Raw genomic sequence first — 10,721 nt, forward strand, 5'->3', positions numbered from 1 at the left:
CGCAGAAGCTAGCGGCTGCGAAGGCGACGCGAAAGCCTTGGGCGTCGATCTGTCCCCGATGGGCGGCTATGCCCGCTCAGCTTGCAGGAGATGGAAGATGCGACGTTTTGCGCTGCTGGTGTGCTGCATGATCCCCGTCAGCGCGGCTGCCGCTGCGGCCGCCACGCCGAAGCCGGTGCCCGTGCTGCTGCGGGCCGATCCGAACGTGGACGCCTGCCCATCCTTCCTGCGCGTCAAGCTGCCCGAGGGTGGCCGCGAAGGCTTTCTGTCGCTGCGTGCCGGACCGGGCACCGCATGGCCCGAAATTGCCCGCCTGCGACCGGCAACGTCCATGATCGCCTGCAGCGAAAAGGCGGACTGGATCGCCGTCATCATACAGCCGGGCGGCGGCGGCGATTGCGCCATTCCCGTGCCCACGGGGAAGCCGCTCCGCTATGCGGGGCCGTGTCGACACGGATGGGTGAACCGGCGCTTCGTCGAGACGGTCGCCGGCTGAGAGGCGGTCCTCAGGCGCGGTGCCGCGTTTCCGCCAGGTCGAGCTCGCGCGTGAGTTTGCGCGCCGTCTCGCTGCCGGCTGCCCGCTCCCGCAGCAGCGCCCGCAGCCGCTCACGCTCGGCCTTGACGCCAACCAGCCTGAACTCGGACACCAGCCGATCCTGCGCCCGCATCATGTCGGAGCCTTCGCCCGACAGGCCGTCGATCCGCTCACGATAGAAATCCATCACTCGTGCCCCTGCGGCGGCATAGAGATCCGGATCGTCATGCTGCTCGGCCAGCGCGTGCTGATGGCGCTCGATCGCCCGCATCGCCGCCTTGGCCGTGGCGATCCGCACCGCATCCTCTTCGGCCTGTCGCGACGGCTCGGCCGGCAGCGTCAGCCCTTTCAGGAGGATCGGCAACGCAACGGTCGCAAGGATGAGCGAGACGATGATCACGCCCGCGGCAAGGAAGATCGCCAGATCGCGCGCGGGAAATGGCGAACCGTCCTTCATGGCGAGCGGCAGGGTCAGCACGCCGGCCAGCGTTATCGCCCCGCGCACCCCCGCAAACGAGGTCGCGGCAACGAGGCGCCAGTCGGGGCTGCCGGCAGCGCCCGGCAGGCGCTTGCGCAGGATGGTCAGGCGCAGCGACACCCACACCCAGGCGAAGCGCAGTGCCAGGAGCCCGGACACGAGCGCCAGCACGTAGAGCCCGAGCCACAGGGGCGATGCATGCCCGGTCACCGCCACGGTCTGCCGCGCGCAGGCGAGGATCGCGGGCAGCTGTTCGCCGAGCAGCACGAAGATGATGCCGTTCAGGGCGAACTGGATCGTGTCCCACACAGAGTTGCGGCGCATCCGCGTAGCCGCAAGCGCCTGCCGGGAGATTTCGGCGAAGCTCATCGTGACGCCCGCTCCCACCGCGGCGAGGATGCCCGAGGCATGGAGATGCTCGGCCAGCAGGTAGGAGCCGAACGGGATCAGCAGGCTGACCAGAACCTGCGAGCCCGAATCCTCGCCCCAGCCCCGCGTCACCCAGGCCTTTGCCCGCGTGACGGCGAGGGTGAAGAGCACGCCCACCGCCAGGCCCGCGCCGGCAACCCACAGGAAGTTCAACGCGGCATTACCGGCCGAGAAGCTGCCGGTTAGCGCCGCCGCGATGGCGAAGCGCAGGCAGACGAGGCCGGATGCATCGTTGAGCAGCGACTCGCCCTCCAGGATGTGCATCATCCGGCGCGGAATGGGCACGCGCGCCGCAATGGCGGACACGGCGATCGGATCGGTCGGCGAAACGACGGCCGCAAGCGCGAACGCGACCGCCAGCGGCATGGCAGGCAGCAGCCAGTGGATGAACAGGCCCATGCCGATGACGGTCAGCAGCACCAGCCCCAGCGCCAGCTCGACCACGGTGGGCAGATCCATGAACAGCTCGTCCTTCGGGATGCGCCAGCCGTCCAGAAACAGCAAAGGCGGCAGGAAGAGGAACAGGAACAGCTCGGGATCGAGCTCGACCCGGTAGGAGGTCGACAGGCCGATGAGCCCGCCCAACAGGATCTGCACGAGCGGGGTGGGCACCGACACGGGCAGCATGCGTGCGATCGCGCCGCTGACGACCACCGCCAGCAGCAGAAACAGGCTGATCGACACGACTTCCAATACTAGCACTCCATTTACTTCGGACGGTCGGCGCAAGGCTGGTCCGCCTGCTGCCGATCTCCCTGACCTGCCGAAGCGGGACACTGCGGCGACGTTCCGCCGCTCGCGCACGTGCCGGACCTACTGTCGGCGAGCTACGTCGGTGTCGCCAGCCGGAAGGCGAGCCGATCGCTGCGCGGGAGTTTGGCGACTGCCAAACGCCGCTTCCAGGATCGGCTCAAGGGGCGCCTTATTCAACCCCTGCTCTCAGTCCGCTCATTCCGCGCCGTCAGGATCCTCATCGAGCGTTGCCACCCCCATCAGCGGATGCATGACGAAGGTCCAGCCGTCACCCCCGAGGATCATCAGCCGCAAGGACTGGCGATCCGCGGCGCCGAGGATCGCTGCCGCTCCTGAGGAGGACGGCAACGACACCGTTGTGCCATCCTGCCGGATGCCGGTCGCCCAGCCCCGCCGTCCATTGCGGCTGTCGGCAGCGAGCCGCTCAAGCGCCGTCTCAAGCGCGGTGCGTGCGCGAGGGCCCTCGACCCACGCATGTCCACCGGCAACCATCTGCGGCGCCGGAGCGGCATGCTGGCCAGACGTGGGCTGCGCCTCCCGGCCCGGCTGTCGCTGCTTCACCTTGGCTCGTTCGAGCGGACGCACACCCTCCATGCTCATCATGCGTGCGAAATCGTCCATGGCCCTCCCCTTGAAACCTGCACATCGGAGCGCACCTGATCGGCGCGAGTTCCCCCCTGCAGCGCTAGCTGAGATAACCCCGCCGGGTTGCGACGGTGACGGCGTGGGTGCGATCGTCCACGGCGAGCTTTTCGAAGATCGTCTTGAGGTGCGACTTCACCGTCTCCAGCGAAAGCTGGAGCGCCCAGGCAATCTGCTTGTTGGACTGGCCGTCCGCGACAAGGCGCAGGACGGCGACTTCACGGTCGCTCAGCCGCTCCTGCGGTGCATGGAGTGCAAGCTCCTGCGCGACGTCAGGCGAGATTACCCGACGGCGGGCATGGACCGCGCGGATCGTGTCGATCAGATCCTTGCGCAGGCAGGATTTGAGCAGATAGCCCGCCGCCCCCGCCTGCAGCGCACGATGAGCCTGCGCGTCGCCGGGATAGGTCGTCAGGATCAGCACGACCGCGTCGGGGCGCTCGGCACGGATCGTCTCCAGCGCCTCGATCCCGCCCAGAACCGGCATCTGGATGTCCATCAACGTCACGTCGGGCCGTAGCTCGCGGAACAGCGCCAGACCTTCCTGCCCGTCGCTCGCCTCGCCCACGACCACAAGGTCGTCCTGTCGCTCGATCGACGCGCAGATGCCGTCGCGCATCATCGGGTGATCGTCGACGACGAGCACGCGGATCGGTTGGCGGGTGGGCTCCATCTGTCACCGGCTGGCAGCGCGGCCACGCCAACCCCCTGTCAGCGCGTGCCGCCGCCCCCCCGGTATATCATTGCAGCCGGCGCTGTCACGATGACGGAGGTGCCACCTTCACGGCGCGCGCCAATGCGGAAGGTGCCGCCGATCCTCCCTGCCCGCTCGCGCATGCCCGGTATTCCGAAATGCCCCCGCCGCCCGTCCCGCGCGACATCGGCCGGAATCCCGACGCCATCGTCCTCGACCCGCAAAGTCAGGCCGCTGCCCCGATAGTCGAGTTCCACAAGGACTTCGGATGCATGGGCGTGGCGAGCCACGTTGAACAACACTTCCGCTGCGATGCTGGCCAGTTCGTCCCACGCGCCCGCGTCCAAGGGCCGGCGTGTGCCGCTGGACCGGATCGTCGCGGCGACTGCGCTTCCCACGAGTTGCCGACCGGCAATCTCGCGCAGCGCCGCTTCCGGATCCTCGAGACCGTCGCTGCGGCGCAGGTCGCGCAGGCGGTCACGCCCCTCGGCGACGACCTCGTCCGCACGGTCCATCGCCGCCTCCAGGTCGCGGCGCGCCGCGTGGTCGGGCGGCAGTGCGTCGCTGGCCAGCTGGAAGCGCAGCATCAGCGCCTGGATGGACTGAAGAAGGGTATCGTGGATGTCGCGGGCGACGCGCTCACGCTCGCGGAGGCGATCGAGCAGCCGGCTCCTGATCCGCCGCGCGACGAAGCGGAGCCTGATGCGATAGGCCAGCCAGAGCAGCACCGCAGCGGCAGCGGCGCAGAGCAGGCGAAACGGCCAGCGCTCGACAAAGGTCGGCGGCACTTCGATTGCGAGCGAGGCGCCGGTACGGTTCCACACGCCGTCCGGATTGGCAGCGATGACGCGGAACAAGTACCGGCCGGGTTTGAGGTTGGTGTAGCTCGCCTCGCGACGCAATCCCGCGGCAGTCCATCCGGAATCCTGCCCTTCGAGGCGAAAGAAAGTCCGGTTGCGGGATGGGACGGCGAGGCTGTTGACGGCGAAGGCAATGCGAATGTCGTGCAGCCCTTCGCGCAAGCGAAGCATTGCCGGGGGATCGCGCCGGCTCTGCTCGCCTGCCGTCACCATGCGGATGGTGACGGGCGGGGGCACGAGGTTGCGGGCGATCAGCGCCGGATCCACCATCAGCGTCCCGGCACGGGTCGCAAAGAAGATGCGGCCATCGGCGGAGGACGCGACCTGCGCGCCGCGAAAGCTGACGGCCTGGCCGCGCGTGTCGTAACCGTCGGGCGCGCCGAACAGCCGGTGGCGCAGAGTGGCATGGGGCGTCGCGAAGCCGCGGGCGAGTTCGCGCGCGCTTACCCGTGCGATGCCGAGCCGGACGAGGAACCAGGCATCGCCGCGGCGATCGAGCGCCATCCCGCGCACCCCGACGAGCCAGGGATTGCGCACCGATGACAGGCGGCGGATGCCGGTGGCAGTGACCCGAGCCACGCCCGTGGCGCCACTGACAAAAGCCGCATCGCCGACCGTCCAGAGCGCGGTCAGCGTTCCCAATCCAAGCTGCGATGCGCCGACGCGCTGCGAGCCCGCGGGGGTGAGGCGGAGAAGGGCGTCGCGGCCCGTGTTGACCAAGATGCCCTCACCCGTGGGATCGCGCACGAGGTCCAGCGCGCTGCCGTCGAGGTTGGCGGGGTGACGGCGCCACTTGCCCGCATCACGCAGCCAGACCGCATCCGCGCCGTTCAGCCACAGGCGGCCGGCGCGATCCTCCACGCAGGCGGTCGGCGTGACGGAATCCGGCGGGAGCGGCAGGCTTGCGCTTCCGTGGCCATGGCGCGTGATCCGGCCGCCATGAACCGCCCAGACACCGGTCGACGCGCTGCACAATGCGCCGACACGGCCGAGCCCGCTGCCGATGCGACGCGCACCCTCCGGCCGTGTCTGGAACAGCTGGTGCGCCGACGCGACGAAGACGGCGCCGCCCGGCGCGCGCGCCAGCTTGAGGCCATCCTGCACGTCCGGCGGCACCGAGGACAGGCGCGCGACCGGGGCGGGGCGATAGCGATCGAGGCCGGCATCGGTCGCGACCCAGATGCTGCCTTCACGATCCGTGAACGTCTCGATCGTGGCATCCGAGGAGAGGAGCCGCCCCTCCCCCAATCGCTGGACATTCGCCGTTCCAGCGTGCCGAACGGCGCGGAACAGGCCGACGCCGCGGGTCGTGCCCCAGATGCCACCGCGCCGGTCGAAGGCGAGCGTTGGTACGGCGGCCCCGGATACGGGCGCAAAACGGCTCGGCACTTCCGGCAGTCGGCCCCCCGCGTCCCTCACCTGCCGGGTCGCATATTGATCCGACACCCAGAGCCCGCCGTCCGGCGCACGTGCGAGCATGGTGAAGCCGACCTGGTCAGGCGCGATCTGGAAGCGTGCGGCACCGGGCGAGAGCCGGGCGAGCATCCCCGCCTCGCGGCTCCGCCCGAGTGAGACCCAGAGGCTGTCATCGGGGGTCACCGCGAGCGACGCGATCTCGCCGGCGGGCAGACGGAGCGCGCGATCCATCACTTGCCAGCGTCCCTGCGCATAGCGGAACAGGCGGTCGCCGCCGCCGCCCCAGGATGCCCACACCGCCCCGTCCCGGCGCTGCGCGAACTTCAGGAGCGATGGCGGCGCCTTCGTCATCGGCACGGCGTGCAAGGCACCGTCGCGGTAGATCGCGGCTCCAGCGGCCTGATTGAAGCCTACCCATAGCCGCCCTTGCCGGTCGGCGAACACCGCTGTCGGGATCGCGCTGGCAAAGCGCGGATCAGGCGGCGGGGCGATATGCTCGAAGCTCAGTCCGTCGAAGCGGAACACGCCCTCCGCCGACGCAAGCCAGAGATAGCCGTCCGGTGTCTGCGTCAGACCGACGACGTTGCCGGGCGCGCCCTGCTCGGACGTCCAGCTGTTATGCTTGAACCCCTCGATCCCGGTCGCCCGGACACCGGTCGGCGCCAGCACGCACACGAATGACGCAAGCGCCCTCATCCTGCGCCACCGATGCTGCAACGTGCTTGCCCCCATCTGCGTGAGCGTAGCGGATCGGGCGGCGCTTGGCTCACCCGAATGAGGGATCGCACCGCCCCCCGGCCTAGTGTGCCGTCTCACGGTGGGCCTGCCTAATCATCCTCCCTGCCGATCGCGGAGACGCGGTCCGCCCGATCGAAAGGGAGTTCGCCGCATGCTCACACCGTTCGACATCATGCCACGGCCCAGCCGCCGGCCGGGCCGTGTTCCGCGGCTGCGGGGCGCTGCCGGCGGCGTCCTCCTCGCCGCCTCACTCTGCATTTCGCTGGGAACCGCAGGAGCGATCACGGGCGGGATCGTCCTCTATCTCGGCTGGCTGGCGGTGGTGCTCAGACTGCTGCTCGCGCCGGCTGATCCCGACTTTTCTACTCCGTCGAACAATCCCGACGATCTTATCGGGATACGTCGAACGATCGGCCTCCGCTAATCCACTCGCACCAACGACAACGCGCCCCCTCATGAAGGAATTGACCATGCCCAATGCTACCGCCACTCCCGGCAAGCTGCTGCTGACGCCGACCGATCACACGCTGGTGCTGATCGACTTCCAGTCGCAGATGGCGTTCGCCACCAAGTCGATCGCGCCCGAGTTGCTGCGCAACAATGCCGCCTTGGTCGCCAACGCCGCCGCGGGTTTCGGCGTGTCGACGATCCTGACGACCGTGGCGGAGAAGAGCTTCTCCGGCCCGATGTTCGACGAGATCACCGCGCCCTTCGCCGGACAACAGCTGCTCGACCGCACGTCGATGAACACCTGGGAAGACGAAGGCGTGATCGCCGAGGTCAATCGCATCGGCAAGGGACGCATCGTGCTCGCCGGGCTGTGGACGTCGGTGTGCATCGTCGGCCCGGCGCTTTCGGCGCTCGATCAGGGTTTCGAGGTCTACGTCATCACCGACGCGAGCGGCGACATCTCGCCCGAGGCGCATGAGCGTGCCGTCGAGCGGATGGTGCAGGCCGGAGCGCGGCCGATCACCGCGCTTCAATATCTGCTCGAGCTGCAGCGCGATTGGGCGCGCGGCGAGACCTACGACATGACCACCGGCATCGCCCGCAAGTGGGGCGGCGCATACGGCCTCGGCATCACTTACGCCAAGACGATGTTCGGCGCTTCCGAGGGCGGCCACTGATTTCGTCCACGCACCGGCCGGGTGCAACCGCCCGGCCAAATACTCAAGAGCGAAGGAACGACCGATGAGCACGATCACCACGCAGGACGGCACCGAGATCTTCTTCAAGGATTGGGGGCCGAAGAACGCCCAGCCGATCATGTTCCATCACGGATGGCCGCTGTCCGCGGACGACTGGGATGCGCAGATGCTGTTCTTCCTGGCCAACGGCTTCCGCGTGATCGCCCATGATCGCCGCGGGCATGGCCGCTCGGCCCAGGTCGATTTCGGGCACGACATGGCGCATTACGCCGCCGATGCGGCTGCGGTGGTCGAGCATCTCGACCTGCGCAACGCCATCCACATCGGCCACTCGACCGGCGGCGGCGAAGTGGCGGCCTATGTGGCACGGCACGGCATCCCGGCGGACCGGGTCGCGAAGGCCGTGCTGGTCAGTGCGGTGCCGCCGATCATGGCCAGGACCGAGCGCTATCCCGGCGGCCTGCCGATCGAGGTATTCGACGGCCTGCGCAAATCGCTCGCCGACAATCGCGCGCAATTCTACCGCGATCTCGCCGCCGGTCCCTTCTATGGCTTCAACCGCGACGGCGCCGACGTCAAATCGGCGGTGATCGACAATTGGTGGCGCCAGGGCATGATGGGCGGCGCGCTGGCGCACTATCAAGGCATCAAGGCGTTTTCCGAAACCGACCAGACCGATGATCTGAAGGCGATCACCGTCCCGCTGCTCGTCCTGCACGGCGATGATGACCAGATCGTGCCGTATCAGAATGCCGGCGTCCTCTCGGCCGACATCGCGCCGAATGCCACGCTGAAGCTCTACAAGGGCTACCCGCACGGCATGCTCACCACCAATGCGGACGTGCTGAACGCGGATCTGCTCGCGTTCATCCGCGGCTGAGCGCGAAGGGAACGGCACCGTGAAGCCCTACATCCTCTCGCTCGGGGCCGGGCTGCTGATCGGCATGGTCTATAGCCTCCTCGGCGTCCGTTCCCCCGCCCCGCCGATCGTCGCGCTGATCGGGCTCACCGGCATTTTGGCTGGTGAGCAGATCGTCCCGCTCGCCAAGCGGTTCGCCGATCGCACCGCGATCGCGCGACCGGAGACCCGCTTATGATCGATCTAACCCGCCGCGGCATGCTCGCCGGTGCCGCTGGCACTGCACTCGCCGTCGCCAGCGAAGGCCTCGCCATGCAGACGCAACCCGACCTCGTCATCACCAATGCCAAGGTCACGACGCTGGACCGCGCCAATCCGGTCGCCGCCGCCGTCGCGATCCGCGACGGCAAGTTCCTCGCCGTCGGCAGCGAAGCGGAGGCGCGGGCCGCCGCCCGCCCTGACGCGCAGGTGATCGACGCCAAGGGCCGGCGCCTGATCCCGGGCCTGATCGACAGCCACATCCATGTCATTCGCGGTGGGCTGAACTACAACATGGAATTGCGCTGGGAAGGCGTGCCGAGCCTTGCCGATGCGATGGCCATGCTGAAGCGTCAGGCCCGGAACACGCCGCCACCGCAGTGGGTGCGCGTCGTCGGTGGCTTCATCGAACATCAGTTCGCCGAAAAGCGCCTGCCGACGATCGACGAGATCAACGCGGCCGCGCCGGAGACGCCGGTCTTCATCCTGCACCTCTATGATCGGGCGTTGCTGAACGCCGCGGCGCTGCGGGCGGTCGGCTATACCAGGAACACGCCCAATCCACCGGGCGGCGAGATCGTGCGCGACGCGGCCGGTAACCCGACCGGGCTGCTGCTGGCCCAACCCAACGCGACGATCCTCTACGCGACACTCGCCAAGGGGCCGAAGCTGCCAGAGGAGTATCAGCTCAACTCGACCCGCCACTTCATGCGCGAGCTCAACTCGCTCGGCGTCACCAGCGTGATCGATGCCGGTGGCGGCTATCAGAATTACCCCGACGATTATGCGATCATCGAAAAGCTGCACGCCGACGATCAGCTGACATTGCGCATCGCCTACAACCTCTTCACGCAGAAGCCGAAGGAAGAGCTGAAGGATTTCGCCACCTGGTCGACCAAGGTGAAACCCGGCGATGGTGACGACACCTACCGTCACAATGGCGCGGGCGAGATGCTGGTCTATTCGGCGGCGGACTTCGAGGATTTCCGCGTCGAGCGGCCGGACATGCCGCCGTCCATGGAAGGCGATCTGGAGCCGGTCATTCGCCTGCTCGCGGAGCGGCGCTGGCCGTGGCGCCTGCATGCGACCTACGATCAGACGATCGGCCGCGCGCTCGACGTGTTCGAGAAGGTCAACCGCGACGTGCCTCTGCAAGGGCTCAACTGGTTCTTCGACCATGCCGAGACGATCAGCGCGCGCAACATAGACCGCATCGCCGCGCTGGGTGGCGGGATCGCGGTGCAGCACCGCATGGCGTTCCAGGGCGAGTATTTCGTCGAGCGCTACGGCGTCAAGGCAGCGGAGGCGACCCCGCCGATCCGCCGCATGATGGAGGCGGGCGTGCCGGTCGGTGCGGGCACCGATGCGACGCGGGTGGCGAGCTACAATCCGTGGGTGTCGCTGTCGTGGCTCGTCACGGGACGGACGCTCGGCGGCCTGGCGCTCTACCCGGTGCGCAACCGCATGGATCGGGAGACGGCGCTCCGGCTCTGGACCGAGCGGAACACCTGGTTCTCCAACGAGGCAGGAAAGAAGGGGCAGATCAAGGCGGGGCAGCTCGCCGATCTGGCGCTGCTCTCCGATGACTATTTCGCGGTGCCTGAGCGAGAGATCGCCCAGTTGCGCTCCGTCCTGACGCTGCTCGGCGGCCGGGTGGTTCATGGCGAGGGCGACTTCGCCGGGATCGCCCCTGCCCTGCCCCGGCCCATGCCCGATTGGTCGCCGGTCGCAACCTTCGGCGGCTATCACCGCAAACCCGAGACGGCGCGGAAGATGGCGTCCGCCTGCGGCTGCGTCTCCGCCTGCGGCGTGCATGGCCACGATCATGCGGCCGCACTGGGCGCCGCCGTTCCCGCGGCCGACGTCCAGAGCTTCTGGGGTGCGTTCGGCTGCGGCTGCTGGGCAGTCTGA

10 protein-coding genes are annotated in these 10,721 nt (G+C 68.4%); 6 read left to right on the top strand and 4 right to left on the bottom strand.

Translation table 11 applies throughout. The features are described 5' to 3' along the window. Positions 1-97: 97 nt before the first annotated feature. Positions 98-496: a hypothetical protein gene (locus BM360_RS09990; RefSeq protein WP_093314244.1), complete on the top strand. Its 399-nt coding sequence runs from the start codon at positions 98-100 to the stop codon at positions 494-496. 10 nt (positions 497-506) lie between these two features. Here the strand turns inward: BM360_RS09990 and BM360_RS09995 are convergent, their stop codons facing one another. The 4 genes from BM360_RS09995 to BM360_RS10010 all read right to left on the bottom strand — a co-directional run bounded on the left by BM360_RS09995 (position 507) and on the right by BM360_RS10010 (position 6,503). Then, positions 507-2,135, bottom strand: a complete 1,629-nt coding sequence (locus tag BM360_RS09995; RefSeq protein ID WP_207544614.1) for a Na+/H+ antiporter — start codon at positions 2,133-2,135, stop codon at positions 507-509. A gap of 255 nt (positions 2,136-2,390) precedes the next feature. Next, positions 2,391-2,816, bottom strand: a complete 426-nt coding sequence (locus BM360_RS10000) for a hypothetical protein (RefSeq protein WP_093314246.1) — start codon at positions 2,814-2,816, stop codon at positions 2,391-2,393. Positions 2,817-2,880: 64 nt separating this feature from the next. Further along, on the bottom strand, positions 2,881-3,510 hold the full coding sequence (locus BM360_RS10005; RefSeq protein ID WP_093314248.1) for a response regulator transcription factor: 630 nt from the start codon (positions 3,508-3,510) through the stop codon (positions 2,881-2,883). A 38-nt stretch (positions 3,511-3,548) separates the two neighbouring features. Beyond that, entirely contained in the window at positions 3,549-6,503 is a 2,955-nt protein-coding gene (locus tag BM360_RS10010) for a sensor histidine kinase (RefSeq protein ID WP_165611273.1), read from the bottom strand. A 193-nt stretch (positions 6,504-6,696) separates the two neighbouring features. On the opposite strand from BM360_RS10010, the gene BM360_RS10015 reads away from it, so the two are divergent. From BM360_RS10015 to BM360_RS10035, 5 genes are all read left to right on the top strand, one after another. Further along, on the top strand, positions 6,697-6,969 hold the full coding sequence (locus tag BM360_RS10015; RefSeq protein WP_093314252.1) for a hypothetical protein: 273 nt from the start codon (positions 6,697-6,699) through the stop codon (positions 6,967-6,969). A 31-nt stretch (positions 6,970-7,000) separates the two neighbouring features. Further along, the gene (locus BM360_RS10020) at positions 7,001-7,672 is read left to right on the top strand and encodes an isochorismatase family protein (protein ID WP_423228898.1); all 672 of its coding nucleotides are present in this window, start codon (positions 7,001-7,003) and stop codon (positions 7,670-7,672) included. Between the two features lie 64 nt (positions 7,673-7,736). Beyond that, the gene (locus tag BM360_RS10025; RefSeq protein ID WP_093314253.1) at positions 7,737-8,573 is read left to right on the top strand and encodes an alpha/beta fold hydrolase; all 837 of its coding nucleotides are present in this window, start codon (positions 7,737-7,739) and stop codon (positions 8,571-8,573) included. A 19-nt stretch (positions 8,574-8,592) separates the two neighbouring features. Further along, positions 8,593-8,790: a DUF1427 family protein gene (locus BM360_RS10030; protein WP_093314255.1), complete on the top strand. Its 198-nt coding sequence runs from the start codon at positions 8,593-8,595 to the stop codon at positions 8,788-8,790. Next, entirely contained in the window at positions 8,787-10,721 is a 1,935-nt protein-coding gene (locus BM360_RS10035; protein WP_093314257.1) for an amidohydrolase, read from the top strand. Before BM360_RS10030 ends, BM360_RS10035 begins: the two co-directional genes overlap by 4 nt.

The organism is Sphingomonas jatrophae, from assembly GCF_900113315.1.
In the GTDB taxonomy this organism is placed as follows: domain Bacteria; phylum Pseudomonadota; class Alphaproteobacteria; order Sphingomonadales; family Sphingomonadaceae; genus Sphingomonas_P; species Sphingomonas_P jatrophae.

What these genes read in the sequence shown, in the direction of transcription:
- BM360_RS09990 (WP_093314244.1), top strand. Translation starts at nt 98, where the DNA reads ATGCGACGTTTTGCGCTGCTGGTGTGCTGCATGATCCCCGTCAGCGCG.
- BM360_RS10000 (WP_093314246.1), bottom strand. Translation starts at nt 2,816, where the DNA reads ATGGACGATTTCGCACGCATGATGAGCATGGAGGGTGTGCGTCCGCTC.
- BM360_RS10005 (WP_093314248.1), bottom strand. Translation starts at nt 3,510, where the DNA reads ATGGAGCCCACCCGCCAACCGATCCGCGTGCTCGTCGTCGACGATCAC.
- BM360_RS10010 (WP_165611273.1), bottom strand. Translation starts at nt 6,503, where the DNA reads ATGAGGGCGCTTGCGTCATTCGTGTGCGTGCTGGCGCCGACCGGTGTC.
- BM360_RS10015 (WP_093314252.1), top strand. Translation starts at nt 6,697, where the DNA reads ATGCTCACACCGTTCGACATCATGCCACGGCCCAGCCGCCGGCCGGGC.
- BM360_RS10020 (WP_423228898.1), top strand. Translation starts at nt 7,001, where the DNA reads ATGAAGGAATTGACCATGCCCAATGCTACCGCCACTCCCGGCAAGCTG.
- BM360_RS10025 (WP_093314253.1), top strand. Translation starts at nt 7,737, where the DNA reads ATGAGCACGATCACCACGCAGGACGGCACCGAGATCTTCTTCAAGGAT.
- BM360_RS10035 (WP_093314257.1), top strand. Translation starts at nt 8,787, where the DNA reads ATGATCGATCTAACCCGCCGCGGCATGCTCGCCGGTGCCGCTGGCACT.